Annotated in this window: 17 protein-coding genes, 2 tRNA genes and 1 pseudogene; 2 read left to right on the plus strand and 18 right to left on the minus strand. The window is 31.5% G+C overall.

What is annotated here, in order from left to right:
- Positions 1 to 259: 259 nt before the first annotated feature.
- The 15 genes from rpoC to OTBS_RS01035 all read right to left on the minus strand — a co-directional run bounded on the left by rpoC (position 260) and on the right by OTBS_RS01035 (position 16,898).
- On the minus strand, positions 260 to 4,450 hold the full coding sequence (rpoC, locus tag OTBS_RS00965; RefSeq protein WP_011944331.1) for a DNA-directed RNA polymerase subunit beta': 4,191 nt from the start codon (positions 4,448 to 4,450) through the stop codon (positions 260 to 262).
- A gap of 115 nt (positions 4,451 to 4,565) precedes the next feature.
- On the minus strand, positions 4,566 to 8,699 hold the full coding sequence (gene rpoB / locus OTBS_RS00970; protein WP_011944332.1) for a DNA-directed RNA polymerase subunit beta: 4,134 nt from the start codon (positions 8,697 to 8,699) through the stop codon (positions 4,566 to 4,568).
- Positions 8,700 to 9,014: 315 nt separating this feature from the next.
- On the minus strand, positions 9,015 to 9,404 hold the full coding sequence (rplL, locus tag OTBS_RS00975; RefSeq protein WP_011944333.1) for a 50S ribosomal protein L7/L12: 390 nt from the start codon (positions 9,402 to 9,404) through the stop codon (positions 9,015 to 9,017).
- Between the two features lie 21 nt (positions 9,405 to 9,425).
- Complete coding sequence (gene rplJ / locus OTBS_RS00980) at positions 9,426 to 9,935, minus strand: 50S ribosomal protein L10 (RefSeq protein ID WP_011944334.1); 510 nt, start codon at positions 9,933 to 9,935, stop codon at positions 9,426 to 9,428.
- Positions 9,936 to 9,938: 3 nt separating this feature from the next.
- The gene (gene rplA, locus OTBS_RS00985; RefSeq protein WP_011944335.1) at positions 9,939 to 10,685 is read right to left on the minus strand and encodes a 50S ribosomal protein L1; all 747 of its coding nucleotides are present in this window, start codon (positions 10,683 to 10,685) and stop codon (positions 9,939 to 9,941) included.
- 3 nt (positions 10,686 to 10,688) lie between these two features.
- The gene (gene rplK, locus OTBS_RS00990; RefSeq protein ID WP_011944336.1) at positions 10,689 to 11,135 is read right to left on the minus strand and encodes a 50S ribosomal protein L11; all 447 of its coding nucleotides are present in this window, start codon (positions 11,133 to 11,135) and stop codon (positions 10,689 to 10,691) included.
- A gap of 39 nt (positions 11,136 to 11,174) precedes the next feature.
- Positions 11,175 to 11,729: a transcription termination/antitermination protein NusG gene (gene nusG / locus OTBS_RS00995; protein WP_011944337.1), complete on the minus strand. Its 555-nt coding sequence runs from the start codon at positions 11,727 to 11,729 to the stop codon at positions 11,175 to 11,177.
- Positions 11,730 to 11,753: 24 nt separating this feature from the next.
- Positions 11,754 to 11,936 carry a preprotein translocase subunit SecE gene (gene secE / locus OTBS_RS01000; protein WP_232488834.1) on the minus strand — a complete coding sequence of 61 codons (183 nt, stop codon included), beginning with the start codon at positions 11,934 to 11,936 and terminating at the stop codon, positions 11,754 to 11,756.
- Positions 11,937 to 12,026: 90 nt separating this feature from the next.
- Positions 12,027 to 12,101, minus strand: a tRNA-Trp gene (locus OTBS_RS01005).
- Positions 12,102 to 12,212: 111 nt separating this feature from the next.
- Complete coding sequence (gene tuf, locus OTBS_RS01010; protein ID WP_011944339.1) at positions 12,213 to 13,397, minus strand: elongation factor Tu; 1,185 nt, start codon at positions 13,395 to 13,397, stop codon at positions 12,213 to 12,215.
- A 171-nt stretch (positions 13,398 to 13,568) separates the two neighbouring features.
- Positions 13,569 to 14,177 carry a lysophospholipid acyltransferase family protein gene (locus tag OTBS_RS01015; protein ID WP_232488835.1) on the minus strand — a complete coding sequence of 203 codons (609 nt, stop codon included), beginning with the start codon at positions 14,175 to 14,177 and terminating at the stop codon, positions 13,569 to 13,571.
- A gap of 272 nt (positions 14,178 to 14,449) precedes the next feature.
- Positions 14,450 to 15,061 carry a recombination mediator RecR gene (gene recR / locus OTBS_RS01020; RefSeq protein ID WP_011944341.1) on the minus strand — a complete coding sequence of 204 codons (612 nt, stop codon included), beginning with the start codon at positions 15,059 to 15,061 and terminating at the stop codon, positions 14,450 to 14,452.
- Between the two features lie 88 nt (positions 15,062 to 15,149).
- Positions 15,150 to 15,686, minus strand: a complete 537-nt coding sequence (locus OTBS_RS01025) for a septation protein A (protein ID WP_011944342.1) — start codon at positions 15,684 to 15,686, stop codon at positions 15,150 to 15,152.
- Positions 15,680 to 16,528, minus strand: coding sequence for an FTR1 family protein (locus tag OTBS_RS01030; RefSeq protein ID WP_011944343.1), 849 nt, complete (start codon positions 16,526 to 16,528; stop codon positions 15,680 to 15,682). Before OTBS_RS01030 ends, OTBS_RS01025 begins: the two co-directional genes overlap by 7 nt.
- A gap of 28 nt (positions 16,529 to 16,556) precedes the next feature.
- On the minus strand, positions 16,557 to 16,898 hold the full coding sequence (locus tag OTBS_RS01035) for a cupredoxin domain-containing protein (RefSeq protein ID WP_232488836.1): 342 nt from the start codon (positions 16,896 to 16,898) through the stop codon (positions 16,557 to 16,559).
- Positions 16,899 to 17,288: 390 nt separating this feature from the next.
- Here OTBS_RS01035 and OTBS_RS01040 point away from each other — a divergent pair.
- Positions 17,289 to 17,364, plus strand: a tRNA-Lys gene (locus OTBS_RS01040).
- 23 nt (positions 17,365 to 17,387) lie between these two features.
- Here the strand turns inward: OTBS_RS01040 and OTBS_RS01045 are convergent.
- The 3 genes from OTBS_RS01045 to OTBS_RS01055 all read right to left on the minus strand — a co-directional run bounded on the left by OTBS_RS01045 (position 17,388) and on the right by OTBS_RS01055 (position 20,157).
- A complete protein-coding gene (locus OTBS_RS01045; protein WP_011944345.1) occupies positions 17,388 to 18,620 on the minus strand; it encodes an EAL domain-containing protein in 1,233 nt (410 codons plus the stop codon).
- A gap of 186 nt (positions 18,621 to 18,806) precedes the next feature.
- The gene (locus tag OTBS_RS01050; RefSeq protein WP_011944346.1) at positions 18,807 to 19,538 is read right to left on the minus strand and encodes an amino acid ABC transporter ATP-binding protein; all 732 of its coding nucleotides are present in this window, start codon (positions 19,536 to 19,538) and stop codon (positions 18,807 to 18,809) included.
- Entirely contained in the window at positions 19,531 to 20,157 is a 627-nt protein-coding gene (locus tag OTBS_RS01055) for an amino acid ABC transporter permease (protein WP_011944347.1), read from the minus strand. The genes OTBS_RS01050 and OTBS_RS01055 overlap by 8 nt, the downstream gene beginning before the upstream one ends.
- A gap of 639 nt (positions 20,158 to 20,796) precedes the next feature.
- Between OTBS_RS01055 and OTBS_RS11025 the strand changes: the two are divergent.
- A pseudogene (locus OTBS_RS11025) lies at positions 20,797 to 20,952 on the plus strand (transposase family protein); the annotation flags it as partial.
- Positions 20,953 to 21,295 lie beyond the last annotated feature (343 nt).

The following is a 21,295-nucleotide window of genomic DNA, read 5'->3' on the forward strand; positions in this document are numbered from 1 at the left end:
TTTTAATACTTAAAATGATTTTAGATGCTAAATAACATAAAAATACATTTCATCAATTTTGTATATAAGAACTAAAAGATATGATTATAATACTTATAGATTATAATTACAAATGTCAACATCTCTAAATTATAAATAATAACTTCAAATTATATATTTAATTTAACAATAGATCGAATAAGCAACCTCAGCTACATTTAGCTTAAATAACAATTCCTTTAACAATAGAAAAAATTTTAGTTTTAGACTTAAGTTAAATTTATGCTTCAGTATTATTTTCCTGTAATTCTGCATCCTTAGCCGCAATAATTTCTTTATCACGTTGCCGTGCTATCTTTTTAATTTCATTAATATAAAACCCTGTACCAGCTGGTATTGTTTGTCCTACAATGACATTTTCCTTTAATCCTTCAAGCTTATCTACTTTACCAGCAATAGCAGCTTCAGTAAGAACTCGTGTAGTTTCCTGAAATGAAGCAGCAGATATAAACGATTGAGTTTGTAATGATGCTTTAGTAATACCCTGTAATATTGGACGATATTGAGCTTCCCTTAATCCTTTTACTTTTAATTTTTTATTAGTATTAATTACTTCGCGTTTATTTACTTTTTCTTCAATAACAAAATTACTATCTCCTGAGTCAGTAATTTCAACTTTTTGCAGCATTCTGGTAATAATAACTTCAATATGCTTATTATCAATTTTAACTCCTTGAAGTCTATAAACTGCTTGAATTTCATTGATTATATATAATCCTAATGCTTCAACACCCATAACTTTTAAAATATCTTGTAATACTGGGCTTCCTTCAATCAACATATCGCCTTTTTTAACAACATCCCCTTCATTGACTGTTACATGACGACCTTTAGGTAAAATGTATTCAATAGGCTCCTGACACTCATCATTAGGCTGTAGTATTAAGCGACGCTTAGACTTATAATCCTTTCCAAATTTTACACAACCATCTATCTCAGCTATAACTGCATGGTTTTTAGGTTTACGAGCTTCAAATAATTCTATTACTCTTGGTAAACCACCAGTAATATCTTTAGTACCAGCAAACTCTCGAGGAATACGAGCTAAAATATCCCCAGCACTCACATTTGCTCCTTCTTCAACACTCAATATTGAATTCACTGGTAAGAAGTACTCAGCTTCTAATCCATTTGATAAAGTAAGAGGCTGCTTATTCTGATCTAATAAGCAAATTCTAGGTCTTAAAACAACCTCACCTCTACCCTGTTTAGGCTCAATAATTACTCTATTAACAATACCAGTAGACTCATCTATTATATCCTTAACTGAAACTCCATCAATCATATCTTTAAACATAACATAACCAGATTTTTCAGTAACAATAGGCATTGCATATGGGTCCCATGCAACTAAAGATGTACCTTTAGTAACTTCTTGTCCATCAGTCACGAGTAGTATAGAACCATATTGAGCTTTATATCTTGTTATTTCTTGACCTACATTATCAGCCAATATTACCTCACATGATCTACTCATAATAACAGACTTGTTATTAGAGTTTACTACAAAATTTGGATTTATAATCTTAACTCTACCATCAACTATTGCCTCAAAAGATGAAGCTTCAACTCCTCTAGTAGCTGCACCACCAATATGGAACGTTCTCATAGTTAACTGAGTTCCAGGCTCACCAATAGATTGAGCCGCAACAATACCTACTGCTGTTCCTATAGCAACTAACTTACCAGTAGATAAATCACGACCATAACATTTAGCGCATACTCCTTCTTGCAGTTCGCAAGTAAGAACAGAACGTACCTTAATAGAGTTAATTCCTGCTGTATTAATTAACTCAACCTTATACTCATCTATCATCTCTCCTTGTTGCAATATTAACACCTTTGTAATCGGACAATAAACATTACTAACTGCCACTCTACCTAAAACTTGCTCTGCTAAAGTAACTACAATTACTCCTCCTTCAACAACAGCAGTAATGATAAGTCCATTTGTAGTACCGCAGTCCTCTCTTTTAACAAAATAACCATGAGCAGATTCGCTTAACTTACGAGATAAATGGCCTGAAACTTTTGTCTTTACAGCAGTATCAGCTAAACCTTTACGTGTTCCTGGAATTCCAATAAAACATTCAAAAACTGTCAATCCTTCACAAAAATTAGACAAGATAGGTCTATCAATAATTTCTCCTGACGCCTTAGCTATTAATCCTTTACTCCCTATTAACTGTTTAATTTGAGTAACAGAAGATCTAGCTTCAGAGTCTGCCATCATAAAAATTGAATTTAATCTTTCCTGATTAGTTAATCCAACAGAAGTTTGGTCTCCAGCAGCAATACCTTTCATCATATCATTCGCTACTCTGTCAGTATATCTTGACCATGCATCAATCACTTTATTATATTTTTCACCAGAAGTAATTAACCCTTCAGAGTATTGCCGCTCAAATTCCTGAACCTCAAGTAAAGTATCATTGACATGTTTAGATTTAGTTTCAGGAACTATCATGTCATCCATACCAAATGAAATACCTGAAATACAAGCATACTTAAATCCTAATTTCATAAGCTTGTCAGCAAAAACAACAGTAGCCTTTTGACCATAGTAACGATATACCATATCAACAATCGCTGAGATGCCTTTTTTAGTCATTACTTTATTAACTACATCAAAACTTATATTATCACCATCAGGTAATAACTCACCTAACATTAATCTTCCTGGAGTAGTATTAACTAAAGCCATAACCTTATCTCCATCAGCATTAATAATATGTTTTCTAAATTTTATCTTACTATGTAAACTCACAACTTTATTAAACAGAGCATGATGTATTTCTGCCATGCTACCAAATAATCTGCCTTCTCCAATTTCACCATCAATAGATAAAGTTAAATAATAAAGGCCTAGCACTATATCTTTATCAGGAACAATAATCGGCCTTCCATTAGCTGGACTAAGAATATTATTGGTTGACATCATCAATACTCTAGCTTCTAACTGTGCTTCAGTAGAAAGAGGAACATGCACTGCCATCTGGTCACCATCAAAATCAGCGTTAAAGGCTGTACAAACTAAAGGATGTAACTGTATTGCTTTATCTTCAATTAATACAGGTTCAAATGCTTGTATACTCAAGCAATGCAACGTAGGCGCACGATTTAACAGTACCGGGTGGTGTTTAATTACCTTTGCTAACGCATTCCAGACATCTGGAGTTCCTAACTCAACTATTCGCTTAGCTGCCTTAATAGTAGTAGCAATGCCACAACGCTCAAGCTCAGCATAAACAAATGGCTTAAAGAGCTCCAGAGCCATTTGTTTAGGCAAGCCACATTGATGTAATTTTAACTCTGGTCCAACTACTATCACAGAACGGCCAGAGTAATCTACTCTTTTACCAAGTAAATTTTGCCTAAAACGCCCTTGTTTACCTTTAAGCATATCACTTAAAGACTTAAAAGGACGCTTATTACTATTTTTAACAGCTTTACCACGTTTACCATTATCAAATAAAGTATCTGCTGATAACTGAACCATCCTTTGCTCATTACGCAAAACAATACCAGGGACTCCATCTTCTTCTTTTTTCAAATATTTTAATCGATTATTACGGTTAATCAATCTTCTATAAAGCTCATTTAAATCTGAAGATGCAAATCGCCCAGCATCTAGCATCACAAGCGGCCTAAGTTCAGGTGGAATAATAGGCAATACAGTAACTATCATCCACTCTGGTTTATTACCAGAACCTATAAAATCTTCAATAAGCTTTAATCGTCTAAGAATCTTTTTTCTTTTAAAGTCAGAATTAATAACATTATTAACTTCTTCTTGCAATGCATTCCGTAAACTTTTCAAATCCAATTCAGCTAACAAAGTACGTATAGCTTCAGCTCCTATACCAACTATAAAATTATCTTCACCATATTCATTCTGTGCTTGCTGAAGCATTTCCTCAGTTAATAAATCACCTTTATGTAAAGGAGATAACCCAGGATCCATAACTATATAAGCTTCAAAATATATTACCCTCTCTAAATCCTTAAGATTCATATCTAATAAAATACTTATACGCGAAGGTAATGACCTCACAAACCAAATATGAGCAATTGGGCTAGCTAATTCGATATGCCCCATTCTCTCTCGTCTGACTTTTGAAGTCGTAACCTCTACCCCGCATTTCTCACAAACAATACCTCGATATTTCATCCGTTTGTACTTGCCACATAAACATTCATAATCTTTAACTGGCCCAAAAATTTTTGCACAAAACAAACCATCTTTTTCAGGTTTAAATGTACGATAATTAATTGTTTCTGGTTTTGTTACTTCTCCATAAGACCATGAACGTATCTGCTCAGGACTTGCAATATTAATCCTAACCTGATTAAATGCTTGTGAACTATCAGCTTTGTTAGTCTTTTTAAAAAAATCAGTAATATCGACCATAACAATACTTTCCCCAAAAAATAACCTTAAACTTTTTTTAATTCACTGAACTAATGAATTTTTATAGAGCTTTAAGTAAATAACTCCATAACAAATATTACTCTAAAAAATAAAATTAATAATTTTCATCCTCATTCTCATCTTCTTCATCATTCTCCTCTAACTGAATATTGAGACATAGAGACCTTAATTCTTTAATCATAACATTTAACGATTCAGGAACACCAGACACAAAATTATTATTACCACGTATTATTGCTTGATACATTTTAATTCTACCTTCTACAGAATCAGATTTAGTTGTCAAAAGCTCCTGAAGTGTATAAGCCGCACCATATGCTTCTAGTGCCCAACACTCCATTTCTCCAAATCTTTGCCCTCCAAAGTGAGATTTACCTCCTAAAGGTTGCTGTGTTACGAGACTATATGGTCCAATAGAACGAGCATGTATTTTTTCATCAACCAAATGATGCAACTTCAATAAATATTGATAACCTACAGTACATCTTCTATCAAAATATTCTCCAGTCCTACCATCAATAAGCCTCACTTGTCCAGACTTATCTACATCAGCTAACTCAAGCATTTGCTTTATATCTGCAATTTTTGCTCCATCAAATACTGGAGTCGAAAAATATATTCCTTGACGCAACTCTTGACATATCTCAATTAATTGTTGATCATTTACTTGATCAATAGTATCAGCAATACTATTATTTGCATATATCTTTTTTACAAATTTTCTAATTTCATCAGTACATTGATTATTACCAGAATAATAATCATCAACCATCTTTCCAATCTTCCGTCCTAAATTCACTCCAGCCCAACCTAAATGAGTCTCTAAGATTTGTCCAACATTCATTCTAGCAGGTAACCCCAACGGATTTAATACTATATCAACAACAGTACCATCTTCAAGAAATGGCATATCTTCCTCAGGCACTACTTTAGAAACTACACCTTTATTACCATGCCGCCCGGCCATCTTATCTCCAGGCTGTAACCTATGCTTAATAGCAATGAAAACTTTAACAACCCTTAAAGCTCCTTGAGGTAAATCATCACCACATTGAATTTTCTCTATTTTACTATTAAGCTGACTCGTTAATTGAGCACGAGTAGTTTCATAATGACACTTGATTTCTGAAATCTCATCCATGATACTGCTATTATCTGCTTTCAATTTCAATAATTGCTCGTTAGTTAACTTATTCAGCATAGCTTCATCAAGCTTATCTCCAATTATAATGCTATCTAAACTACAAGCAGCCACTTGCCCTACTAATAGCTCCTTTACCCTAACAATAGTAAAATGTTGAATAACTGCTAACTCATCCTCATAATCTTTGACTAATTTTCTAATCTTTTGCTTCTCAATTGCTAAAGTTCTCTCATCTTTGTCTATACCACGACGTGAAAAAACTCGTACATCAATTACAGTTCCAGTAATTCCAGGAGGAACATACAGTGATGAATCCTTTACTTCAGAAGCTTTTTCACCAAATATAGCTCTTAATAACTTCTCCTCTGGAGTCACTGGTGACTCACTTTTTGGTGTTACCTTGCCAACTAAAATATCACCAGTTCGTACTTTAGCTCCAATATTTACAATACCAACCTCATCTAAATGACGCAAACTTTCGTCATTAACATTAGGAATATCTCTAGTAATTTCTTCAGGACCTAAACGCGTATCTCTAGCAACAAGCTCTAACTCTTCAATATGAATTGATGTGTATATATCCTCTTTAACAATTCTTTCAGAAACTAATATAGAATCCTCAAAAGTATACCCATTCCAGGCAATAAATGCTACTAAAACATTACGCCCTAAAGCTATCTCTCCTTTATTAGTAGCTACACCATCAGCAATAACATCACCTTTTTTTACTATGTCTCCAACATTTACTAATACCTTTTGATTAATACAAGTATTATAGTTTGATCTCTGAAATTTTTTAAGATTATATATATCAACACCAGGAGCTCCAGCATCCTTTTTAACTGAAGTTTTAACAACTATTCTAGTCGAATCTACTTGTTCCACAATTCCATCATGTAAAGCAGCAACAACTGTCCCAGAATCATGAGCAACAACAGATTCAATTCCAGTCCCAACTAAAGGAGCTTGACTCTTTAACAATGGCACAGCCTGCCTTTGCATATTAGCTCCCATCAACGCACGATTAGCATCATCATTTTCTAGAAATGGGATCATAGAAGCAGCAACTGATACAACTTGCATAGGAGTTAAATCAATAAAATCTACTTCTTGAGCAAGTACCATAACAAAATTACCATCATAGCGACAACTAACTAATCCATCAATAAGACAGTCATTAGTACATAAAGAAGTATCAGCTTGAGCTATTTTATATCTTCCTTCCTCAAGCGCAGAAAGATATACTACTTCATCTGTAACACGCCTATTGATAACCCTGCGATAAGGACTTTCTATAAATCCATACCTATTAATTTTAGCAAAAATAGCTAAAGAATTAATTAATCCAATATTTTGACCTTCTGGAGTTTCAATCGGACAAATACGACCATAATGAGTTGGATGTACATCCCTAACTTCTAAAGCAGCTCTATCACGATTCAATCCACCTGGGCCAAGCGCAGATAATCTTCTTATATGAGTTATCTGCGATAAAGCATTTGTCTGATCCATAAACTGAGATAATTGAGAAGTCCCAAAAAATTCTTTTATTACAGATGTCAATAATTTAGCATTAACTAAATCGTTAGGCACAACAGCATCAATCTCAACACTGCCTATTCTCTCTACAATAAATTTTGCAATTCTAACCAACCCAGTTCTAAATTGGTTTTCAACTAACTCACCTACTGACCTAACTCTACGATTACCTAAATGATCAATATCATCTACTAAAGCTTTACCATCTTTGATATCAACCAAGAGCTTAATTATCTTTTTTATATCCTCTACAGTTATACAGGTATTTTTTAAGTCTATATCCAGATTTAACCTAGAGTTAATCTTAATTCTTCCAACTTCAGAAAGATCATATCTATTATTATCAAACAGTAAACTATCAAGTAATCCACGACTAGCTGCAGTTGTAGCCATTTCACCAGGCTTCAATACTCGAAATATCTCCACCAATGATGATTTTTGATCCTTATTTTTATCTAGAAACAAAGTATTACGCACATATGGACCACATTGCCCACCTACTGCTAAAACCTTAACAGTCGTAATTTGCAAATCATTTACTATTGTTAAGATATCATTAGTAATTTCTTCTCCTACACCTAATAATACTTCACCAGTTTGATTATTAACTAAATCTTCAGCTAACAATTTCCCAACCAAACTATCATTCTTAACTAAGATTTGCTTGACTCCTTTATCAGCAAGCATTTTTGCTATCCTAAACGTAATCTTTTGACCTGCATTTAATAATACCTTACCAGTCTGCGCATCAATTAAATCATAAGCTAAATGCTTAGTACTAACTAATTCAGGTAAAAAGTCAACAATCCACCCATTCTCACTTTTTTTATATTTTTTATAAGTTGCAGATTCATAATAAAAATTTAGTATGTCATGTGATGACATACCTAAAGCCATAAGCAAAGTGGTAACATAAAGCTTTCGTTTACGATCAATTCTAAAATATAATAAATCTTTAGCATCAAATTCAAAATCTAACCATGAACCACGATAAGGAATAACTCTTGCTGAATATATTAATTTACCAGTAGAATGTGTTTTTCCATCATCGTGATCAAAGAAAACTCCTGGAGATCTATGCATCTGTGATACTACTACTCTCTCAGTACCATTAATAACAAAAGTACCATTAGCAGTCATTAATGGAATATCTCCAAAATAAACTGCTTGCTCTTTTATACCCTTGATTTCTTTAGGATCGCTTTTATCACTATCATCTAATACAATAAGACTTAAAGTAATTTTTAAAGCAGCAGTATAACTCAGCCCCCTTTGAATACATTCCTCAACATCATATTTAGGCTCATCAAAATCATACCTTACAAACTCTAATATTGCACTTCCATCTAAATCATGAATAGGAAAAATAGAATTTAATACCCCTTGCAATCCCTTGTTTTCACGGCAATCTACAGGCACTCCTAGCTGCAAAAATTCTTTATTATAAGAATTTTTTTGCACTTCAATAAGATTAGGTATCGAAGACACCAAATTTATTTTACCAAAATTTTTTCTAATACGTTTCTTAGATAATAAGTATTGCATATATAATATTATTTTCCTAAATAGCTATAAAGTATAAGCCTAGATTTCATTTATACAACTAAAGATTTAAAACTAATTCTACATCCTGCACTTTCTGTTATATATCAATCTCATACCAAAATTTTATACTGCATGTAACAAGCCCAAAAACAACAACACAACTTAAAGCAAAACATCGATTATAAAGATAGAGTTATACTATCAGCTTCTAAAATAAAATTAAAAACTAGGTAACATAGCGATATAAATAAACCTAAATATATAAACAATTATTATTTTAACTTATATTTCACATACATATTTAACTAAAATAACCTATTTTAACTCCACTTTAGCTCCAACATTTTCTAACTGCGACTTAATATCTTCAGCTTCTGCTTTACTAATAGATGCTTTTATAACTTTCGGAGCACTTTCCACCATTTCCTTAGCTTCTTTTAATGCAAGCCCAGTAATATTCTTTACTATCTTAATAACATCAACCTTTTTTTCCGGAACTGTTGCAAGTATAACATCAAACTCATTTTTTTCTTCTTCAGATTCCTGAACAGGAGCCATAGCAGTAGCTACTGGAATATTACTTGGAATAGAAGACACTCCCCACTCTTCTTCAAGAACTTTGGTTAATTCTAATAATTCAATCACAGAAAAAGTTGATAACACATCAACAGCTTTCTTTACATTTTCAGACATAGTTTTTGACATAATTTTTTACCTTGATAAACATTAAGACTTATTATTTACATAATTTTTCAATATAGTTACTAATTTTACCAATGGAGCATGCGAAACTGTTGCAAATCTTCTTATTGGTATTTGTAACAAACTTAAAAAATTACCTTTATGTGATTCAGATGTAGCTAAACTAGCTAATTGCTCTATATCATTCATTGTAGCAACTTTCTGATCAACAAAGCCACCCACTACCTTTAAACTAGGATACTGATCAGCAAATCTTAAAATAACTTTAGGAACAGTAATATAATCCTCAGAGTAAGCTATAGCTATCGGCCCAGAAAAAATATCAGCTTGCTTTATCTTCAAATTAGCTACTGCAATTTTTGCAAGAGTATTTTTAACAATTTTTAACCTAGCACCAGATACACGCAAATCTTTACGTATTTGTGTTAACTGAGCTACAGTTAATCCATGATAATGGATAGCAACAATTGTATTAGCATTTTTATATATTCCCTCTAAAAACTTAACAAACTCCTTTTTTTTAGAATACAACATTAACTATCTCCTTTCATTACCGCTTTCAGTAAAATTAGAAATTTCAAGTCTTACAGAAGGCCCCATAGTTGTAGATAAGTATATCCCATTCAAATAAGTTCCTTTTGCTTCAGAAGGTTTACTTTTTATTATCGCTGAAACCAATGCGTTAATATTAGCTTCTATTTCATCAATAGAAAATGAAATTTTTCCAATTCCAGCATGAATATTCCCAGCTTTATCAACCTTGAATTCCACTTGCCCGCTTTTAACTTTTTTAACAACAGCAGCAACATCATTGGTAACAGTACCTAATTTAGGATTAGGCATTAGCCCTTTTGGCCCTAAAATTCTAGCAACTTGACTAACAGCGACCATCATAGCTGGAGTTGTAATATAAACATCGTAATCAATATTTCCTGATTTAATTGCCTCAATAATATCAAGAGACCCAACTATATCAGCTCCAGTTGTTTTAAACTCATCTAATTTCTCTTCTTGACAAATTACCGCAACTTTTACTGTTTTCCCAGTGCCAGATGGCATAGCAGCTACACCACGCACTACTTGACTAGAATGACTAGGATTAACCCCAAGTTTAATTGCAATGTCAACAGTTTCATTAAATTTTGCAAACGATATTTCTTTAATAATTGAACATGCTTCACGCACATCATAGCACTTTTGCTTATCAATCTTTGACTTAGCAAGTCTAATATTCTTGCTATAAACATAGCCACCTTTAGCTATTTTATTATTTATATTTAACATTTCTTAGCTCTCAACTATTTCCAAACCCATTGATTCAGCAGACCCTTTGATAATCTTAGTTGCAGCTGCTAAATCATTAGCATTGAGGTCATTCATTTTTATTTTTGCAATTTCTTCACATTGAGATACGGTAATCTTAGCAACATAAGGATCTTTCTTAGGAGCAGCAGAACCTTTATCAATATTAGCATATTGCTTTAAATAATAAGATACTGGAGGAATCTTAATAACAAAAGTAAAACTTTTATTTTCATAAGCAGTAATTTCTACAGGAACTGGAATACCAGACTCCATTGATTGAGTACTAGCATTAAAAGCTTTACAAAACTCCATAATATTCAACCCTCTTTGCCCTAAAGCTGGACCTATAGGTGGAGAAGGATTGGCTTTACCTGCTGGTATAATAAGCTTTATTAAACCTATAGCCTTACTAGTTACCTTCTTTTTCATCTTTATTTAGCCTAAATTAACAAAATATATTTTTAAAATTTAATCATTTTTCAACTTTTCCACTTGAGAAAAATCAACAGTTAACTCAGTAGAACGCTGAAATATACTTATTGAAAGTTTTAAAATCTTTTTTGCATAATCAACTTCTTCAATTCTGCCAACAAAAGTTTCAAAAGGACCATCATTAACTCTTACTTCCTCTCCAATTTGATATTTCTCTAAAAAGGAAGGATCTTGAGCTTTATTTTCTAATTGAACCATCATCTCTTGTACTTCTTTTTCAGTAACTTGGACTATCTTACTTTCATTCCCTGGAAAACGATTCAGCTTTACTACTTTTTGCATAAAATCTTTTACCTGATCAATCATATCCATTTTAATTAAGATATAACCTGGCATTGTCTTCTTATTAACATTAATAGCTTTTCCTCTTTTCATTTTCACTACTTGTATACCAGGTATAATTATCTCTTCAAAACAATGAGCAATACCTTTCTTAGCAGCTTTTTCTAAAATAGTTTGCTTAATGCTACTCTCTGAACCAGATGTACGAATTATATACCATTGATATGCCACAATTTTTACCTTATCCAATAATACTTTTATAGTAGCTATAATTTACTTCCCTATATTTAGCAATAGTTGTACAATATTATAGATACCATAATCAAGCATTACACACAGTATACTAAATAAACCTACAGCTACTAAGACAACTAATACTGACATCCAAACTTCTCTAATATCAACCCATACTACTCTCATAGCTTCACTTTTTACCTGTTTACAAAACTCAATCATTCTTTTTACTTTCAACATCTCTTTCAAAAAAATACCTTAACTTGAATATTACACTATATTACACTCATTGAACTCTATTTTATATAGAAGTGGCAGGAGAGACAGGACTTGAACCCGCAACACCCGGTTTTGGAGACCGGTGCTCTACCATTGAGCTACACTCCTAATTAAATAAAATTATATAATAACACCAAGAAATAGAGCCAAATCCTATAACCTTTTTGGTGAGAAAATATAGTTAACATTATGCAACAATAAAATCAATCTCTGCCTTACTTATTTTATAATTTTAGAAACTTTGCCAGCACCAATAGTTTTACCTCCTTCACGAATAGCAAAAGACAATCCTTGATCCATAGCAATAGGCGCTACTAAATTAACACTTAATGTAGCATGATCCCCAGGCATCACCATCTCTTTTCCAGATAATAACGCTATCTCACCAGTAACATCTGTTGTTCTACAATAAAACTGAGGCCTATAATTTTGAAAAAACGGAGTATGCCTACCACCTTCTTCTTTTGTTAAAACATAAACCTCAGCTTCAAAACTGCAATGTGGAGTAATAGTACCAGGCTTAGCTAAAACCTGCCCTCTTTCTACATCCTCACGCTTTATTCCACGTAATAATATACCTACATTATCTCCAGCCTGACCTTGATCTAACTCTTTCTTAAACATCTCAACACCAGTACATATTGTCTTCTGAGTACTACGCAATCCGACTATTTCTACTTCATCACCAACTTTAATAACCCCTCTCTCAATTCTTCCTGTAACTACTGTACCACGACCTAATATCGAGAACACATCCTCTATCGGCATTAAAAACGGCTGGTCTAAAACTCTAGTAGGCTGCGGTATGTAATCATCTATGGCGTCCATTAATTCTAATATACCCTTCTTAGCATCAGAATCACCATTTATCGCTTTTAAAGCTGAACATCTAATTATAGGAACAGTATCACCTGGAAAATCGTATTTCGTTAACAATTCCCTTACTTCCATTTCAATTAATTCTAACAATTCCGGATCAGCTTGATCTATCTTATTTATACAAACTATAATACTTGGCACCCCAACTTGCTTTGCCAATAACACATGCTCCCTTGTTTGAGGCATAACACCATCAACACCAGATACAACTAATATCAAGCCATCAGTTTGAGATGCTCCAGTGATCATATTTTTAATATAATCAACATGCCCAGGACAATCTACAAGCGCATAATGTCTCTTCTTACTTATAAACTCTACATGAGCAGTCTGTATTGTAATACCTCTAGCTCTTTCTTCTGGCGCAGAATCAATTTCATCATAATTCTTCACCTTTACAGCACCATCACTTAACTCTGACGATACTATAGTTATTGCTGTTGCTAGTGATGTTTTTCCATGATCAACATGCCCTATTGTCCCTATATTACAATGCGGCTTATCTCTATTAAATGCTACTGCCATAATCTTTTATAATTTATAATTACTCCATTGTAAATAATTTTTCTATTAAACTTATATTATCTTAGAAAAACTTAAACTTAACTACTAAATACAAATACTAAATATTTGCTATAATTGCAAGAATTAATTTTATATTACATTAATTAACATATAATTCTTCAACTAATTCTTTTATTGACTATTAGTTATCACATTCTTTAACAAAAGTTTTTTTCTCTCAACAATTAAAGATTCAACTAAATTATTCAACTCTCGAATAGCAAGCATCTTATAATCTTTATATTCAATAACAGGCCCTAGTATAATCTTTATTATTCCTGGCTTAATTAACAAACTCCTAGCAGGCCAGAACACTCCAGCATTATGGGTCATCAATACAATAGGCACTTTAGATAAACTAGCTAATTTCACACCACTAGGCTTAAATTTTTTATCTACATCTATCGGCACTCGTGCTGACTCAGGGAACATTATCATCCATAAGCCATCTTTAATCTTTTGCTGCCCAATAGTTAAAATTTTTCTTACAGACCAAAAATCATTTCTATTAACATGAACTGGATCCATTAATCTTAATCCCCAACCAAATACTGGAATATTGAATAACTCACGCTTCACTACCCAACTTTGCATAGGAAACAACAGTAATACTACCGCATTCTCCCAAAAAGATTGATGATTAGATAATACTACTGCTGGCCCTAATGGCAACTTAGCATCATACCTAACTTGAAAATTTAGCCTACAAATTATTTTTAAAAGATTAATAAAAACCTTCACATATAACTTAGCTATAAAATACTTCACCTTATAGTTATTTCTTGAACATAATAGCACAACAAACATAACAGGCAAAAATACAACACTAACAATGGATATCATTATAAAAAACAAGCTAGTACGTAAATAAACCATAAAACTGCATTTTAGCTTCATAAAGTAATTACCATAATACTTAAACCTATTCTATATATTTTGTGATTTTCTTAATCTAGAAATCAACAATCTTTCCCAAACATGCCTAAAAATATCAACTAAAAAATCATTTAAAATCATAATAAATCATGAGATTGCCTAGCCTTAAATGCTGCCAACAAAGTACCTTCATCTAAATAATCTAACTCACCACCTAACGGAATTCCGGAAGCCAATTTTGAGATTTTTAAATTTTCATCTTTCAAATAATCAATAACAAAAAAAGCAGTCATTTGCCCATCTATTGTTGAGTTAGTAGCTAAAATTATTTCTTGTACTTTATACTCACGAATACGATTCAATAACTTAGGTAACTTTAGGCTATTAATAGCATCGTTACCGCTAACAGCAGATAATGTTTTCCCTAAAACATGATACCAACCTTTAAAAACCTTACTACGTTCTAAAGCCCAAAGATCTGCTACAGACTCAACTATAGCTATGATTGATGAATCACGCTCAGAATGTCTGCAAATATTACAAATAGAAACTACATCTAAATTTCCACAATAATCACATTCCATAATATTATTTAACACAGAAGTTAATTGATTATTAAGATTTTTAATCCTAACTTCCTTATCTTGCATTAAATAAAGCACTATCCTCCTAGCAGAGCGGTTACCTAATCCAGGCAACTGAGCAAAAGAAAATATTAATTCCTCTATTATATTAGAATCTTTATGCATTACAATAATCTTTTACGCTTTTAGCTTTTATACTCTTCCTTCACCTTACTATATTCTTGCTTCTTAAGAAACACCTTATGAAGTTATCTTAATCAATTTTCTTTTGATGCTTTAGCAAAAACGGCAATTGCGTCAAGAAAAACAACACTGTCAAAGGAAAAACTCCAAATACCTTAAAGGCAACCCAAAAGGCCTCAGAATAACAACGCCATGTAACTTCATTTATTACAGCCATAAAAATAAGATAGAAAGCAGATCGCAGTGAAAAAGTTAACCAATGCCGATCATCCATTTGAAATAATTGTGAGAATACTGGCTTTAGTAAAGGCAACTTTTTTAAGTAGCCAATATATAATATTAATGCCAATATTATATATAATATTGTTGGCTTCATTTTAATATATTTAAAATCATTTAACCATATCGAAATTATACCTGAAACAAGCAACACACCTCCTGAAATTAATAGCGGCAATGAAACTTGTTTATAAATAATATAGCTAATAAGCAGCGATATACATGTTGACACCATAATACATAAAGTTGCCATACTCATATCACTACCAATGTTATAAGTTACAAAAAAAACTATAACAGGACCAGATTCTAATAAAATCTTTAACATTTTTTATTTTTCCACTTTTTTTGAAATTGATTTAGATTATCCATTGAACAGCAATAATGCAGCATATATAACCCTAACAAAGTTGAAATATAAAATATAACTTGTAATGTATTTGGAGTAGCAGTATATCCAATTAATACTTTTAAAAACTTACCGAAAAAACTGTCATCTAATACTAACCATGAAGAATCCCATAAAACTTCTGAACAGCTTGTAATTATGCCAGATGATGTCATAATAGCAGCCGCGTCCGAGGACATAGCAGCTGCTATAAAAATTAATACTCCAAGAGATACTTTAAACAAATATTTTGGCGCAATAATTATCAAACCATTATATAAACCATATCCTATTAATACTGCGCTTATACCACCCATCATACCACCTATTAAATAATTAGTAATACATACCATCTTATCAGTTGCAATAATACCACCAAGAAAAAGCACTATTTCAACCCCTTCACGCACAACAGTAGCAGCAACCATTAATGATATCGCCAATTTTGATTTAATTCCAACTTGAATACCATTTTGCAAATCACTAAATCGCTGTTTTAGTTCATTATTATAGTTCATCACCCTAACAATTGTATATGCAACCATAGCTATAGCTATGAAAATTATGGCAAGAGAAAAAAATTCCGCTCCTAACCCATCAAACATAAGCGATATTTTAGCAAAAATCAAAGCAACTAATATAGATATAATACTACCAATGACAATTCCTAAAATAATATAATTCCGAGAATTTATTATACTTCTAGTAGCAACGCTAATAATACCAATAAAAATTGCAATCTCTAGCATTTCTCGAAAAACTATTACTGATACTTTAGCCATAACTTATGCGTTGTTTGATTTACTTGTTTCACTCTACAATAATTACTCCTTGAGCAGTTTCTTCATTAAATTCTCCGAAAAACTTATAACTACCTTGCTTAAGAGGCGGCAATATTATTTTTACTGTACTATGAGCAGGAATAATTTTTTCTCTCTTTAAATCTCCGCTTTCGAACTCTTCAACAGAGTCATCAAGATTTTCTATGATTAATTTTATGCTCTTATTAGCATGTACATGTATTTCGCTAGGCTCAAATTTATGATCTTTTATTACCAATTTACACAGCTCAAAATCACTATCTGAACGCCAAGATGCTAAAGTTAGCAATACAAGCAATAAATATATACCTATCGATAACTTAACAAACAAATCTTTTATACCAGCATTATTCATTTTTAAACAATTTTAAATTATAGAAACATAATATTACAGCTAAAAAATCAAAATCTAATATTTATTATAATCACTTTTCAATATTTAGAAATTATTATAATGCTATCTACTGTTTACTTTGTATAATTTTCTTAGTGGACAAGTTAAGTAAAACTTAAGACCTATAATAGATGCAATAATATCAATTCTATCTTTGACATACAACAATTTTTATTAATAAATCTTGACACTATACAAAATTTATTTCATTTTCCATTAAAGCTCATAAAGTTTACTGTATACTGTTTTTAGTATTACAATAAAGTTTATTAAATAGTTTTAAATAATTCGATATCAAAACATAAGTGAATTCCATTTAAGCTATGCGAGCCTGTAGCTCAGCTGGTAGAGCACTTGACTTTTAATCAAGGTGTCCCGGGTTCGAATCCCGGCAGGCTCACCATTTTAATATATACATAGAAGTTATTATCCACTATTCCAAGGCTTATAATGCATCGCGGGAGCAAAGAAGTTACCTTGCATATAATTCACATTAATATCCATTAAAATTTTTGCAATCTGTCCATTTTCAACAAATTCAGCTACGGTTTCTATTCCACGTCCTGCTGCTGTTTCTACTAAGGTTTTAACTATAGATTTATTATAATAATTATCATTAATATCTCGTATAAAGCAACCACCAATCTTAATTATATCTACTTGCAACATCTGCAAGTGCTTAAATGAAGAAAACCCTGCTCCAAAATCATCAATTGCAACTTGACAACCTTTATTATGCATTACTTCAATAAATTCTATAGTTTTAATTACATCATTATTAAAAGCAGTTTCAGTAATTTCTATAGTTAATCTATCTGCTACTGGGTACAATGATAGCAATTCATCAGCCATTGCTATCAAAGTAGAATCTAATACTCCTATATTGGAGATGTTAACAGCAAGTGTTAAATCTGGAACAGAACTTAACTCTTTAATAGCAAGCTGCAAAACCATCTTATCAATAACATTAATAAAACCAGTCTTTTCTGCCAACAAGATAAACGGCTCAGCAGAAGTTAACTTATTGGCAGCATCTAGAATTCTCAATAAACACTCATAATATAATATTTTTCCAGTTCTAGACTCCACTATCGGCTGATAAGCAAATAACAATTTTTCACTCATTTGAGCCTCTTTAAATAGAGCCAATGCCTCAAATTCTTTCTTCAGCCCTGTTGTAAATTCTAAAAAATTAAATTCTGAATAGTAACCTAAAAAACTACTATCCTCCAAGTAACTCTTTAAATATTTTATCAATAATAACAACTTAGTACCATATTCTGGAAATTTTATACTTGATATTTTACATTTTAAAAACAATTTATCCTTGTCAAAAGTAACCATTTGTGATTTATAATAAATATCATATGCTATAGTTGAAACTTTACTCTTATCAATTTTAGGAAAAACAATGATGAAATAATAGTCCCACTGAAACACATAGTGTTTACTTACATACACTTTACATATAGTTGATAAAATTAGTTTAAACTTCTGAAATATTTGCTTTAACCTTTTATTTGCTGCTATCAATAGCAAATTATTATAGTTTTGTATCTTAATTAATAGCACAACTCCACCACCATGGTTTATAAAATCATCAAATACATTAGTAACCTTTAACCATGGTCGAGTAGAACAAAAATTATGCCTCATCATCTTTCAACTCAATTAACAAAATTTATAATAAAAAAAATCTAAATAACAGTATACTATGTTTAAAAACTATCACTGATAAATAATCAACTACTTTGTAGTATTAGTACTAACTATCTGCTTAGCAATTCTAAACACTTTACCAAAACCTCATACACCTTGCTTAGGCTCAAACATAATTAAAACTCATCAACAAAAATTTCGCAAATTTTCAAGAAATAACCTTGCACGATGCGACTTTGGATTCTTAAAAAAATCTTGTGCAAGCTGACATGCCAAAACCTGCCCCTTATCCATAAAAATTATTCTATCAGCAATAACTTTAGCAAATGCAATATTATGAGTTACAACTACAATAGTCATACTATGTTTTAACTTAGCAATAGTATTAACTACCTCCATAACCGACTCTGGATCAAGAGCTGAAGTCGGCTCATCAAATAACATAACCTCTGGATTCATCATTAGCGCTCTACAAATCGCCACTCTTTGTTTTTGCCCTCCTGAAAGTTTAGAAGGCATATCATTTTTTTTGCTTTCTAGACCAAATGACAGTAACAATTCATCAGCTTTCATTATTGCATTTTGTGCAGACATTTTAAAAACTATTTGTGCAGCATAAATTAAGTTTTTAAGAACCGTAAAATGAGGAAACAAGTTACAATGCTGAAACACAATACCAACTCTAGACAATAATTCATTTTTATTTGATTGGTTAATTTGTTGCCCATTAATAAAAATCTCACCACTACTAATACTTTCCAATTGACAAATACACCTTAATATCGTCGACTTACCGCTTCCAGATGGACCTAAAATAATAGCAGCCTCATTTTTAAAAAGTTCAAAATTAACCTTATAAAGAGCTGAAAACTTATCAAACTTTTTTGAAACATCTTTTAATTTTATTACACTAGTCATATTTCAACTTTAACTTTTTTTCTAACAACTGAGCCAAAAAACTTAAAATTAATACTAAAATATAATAACATAATGCAACACTAATCATAGGAGTAAAGAAATCATATGTAGCTTGAGATAAAATTTTAGCTCTACCCATTAAATCCATACCCCCTAATACTGAAATAATAGATGATTCTTTAAGAAGATTAATAACTTCATTAACTAATGAAGGAATAATTTTTCTAAGAGCTTGCGGTAAAACAATATCTTTCATAATATAAAAATAAGGTATATTAAGAGCTAATGCAGCTTCAATTTGCCATTTATCCACTGAATTAATTCCAGACTTAATAATTTCTGCAACATAAGCACCAGAATTTAATGAAAACACTAATACGCCTGCATAAAATACATTGCTTAACTTAAAGGAAAAATATATTACATATAACTGTATTATTAATGGAGTACCACGAAAAACTGATATATAAATATTAGCTCCAAATTTTAATAGCTTATATTTAGACATTCTGCTAACTGTTAATAAAACAGCAATAACAAACCCAAAACAAACAGCACTAAAAGCATATTGCAAAGTAACAGGAATTCCTAACGCAATATTACTAAGCACATGACACAAAGTTTTAATAATAAAAACCTCCCTTGTTAGTACCCATAATCATATTCATAAATAAAACAATTGGTTAAAATTATATTTCACTACCTAGCTCATGCGAGCAAGTAATAATCTAGAATAGAATAACTTCAATAATATAGCAAAACAATTTTTGATATATTATAACGATATGCAAAAATGTTTATAGATACTTAATTTGTTTCATATTATATTTTTTTATCATATTCTTTAATTACAGCAATTATAGCTACATAAAATAATGAGAACTGAATATGATTCTTCATTAGAAATTTTCTAGTTAATAGATGATTTTTGCAAGTATTCTGAAGAAGTAATAAAAATATATGATACCAAACCCTCATAGAAAAAGCAATTCATCATATAAAATCGTAGCTATAAGGGCAGGCGCAAAAACGCTTTTCCTTCCAAAGAACCGCACGAGCGAATTTACTCAGCATACTGCTCAGACAATTTACTATATAAATACGTCTACGAAGATTATTAACCTTTTGTAATTTCTTTCTAATTTATTGAATGCTAATAGATTTTTTTGAAATTATCCTTAGTACCAATTATTACATTTGCATTTAGCATTCAACTTTTTTAAAGTAATAGTGAAATTCAATCAGATTAAAGAGCTAAAGGAAAGGAACATTCTCAAAGATGGTGGATATTTTGAGGAAAGCTGATAGTCTTAAGAAATCAAAAGATGGGCGTAAAAATAAGCTCAATTTGGAGGAACAGTTGCTGATGGTGTTAGAATACCTTAGAGAATACCGTACTTATTTCCATATAGGCTAGAACTATGGGATTAGTGAAAGTTCAGCATATAAACGCCAGATTAGGATAAGTGGAAATATGAAATGTAGAGAATAAGAGGTATACAAAGAGAGAATGTTGAGTTATAAAAAAAATTTAAATAAACAAGGAATAACCCAACATGAAAAAATGTATTATAACGGTATACTATTTAATAGACAATTTTTGCAAGATATATCAAGAGTGGGAGAGAAAGAGATTAATACCAAGTAGTAATCAAAGGAACAGAGATGGGAAGTTGTCCTTAGCTGAGTTATTAACAATAGCAATATATTTTTATTTATCTCCATGCAAGAATTTTAAAAATTATTATCTATATTAG

Origin of the sequence: Orientia tsutsugamushi str. Boryong, from assembly GCF_000063545.1 — a bacterium.
Taxonomy (GTDB): Bacteria; Pseudomonadota; Alphaproteobacteria; order Rickettsiales; family Rickettsiaceae; genus Orientia; species Orientia tsutsugamushi_C.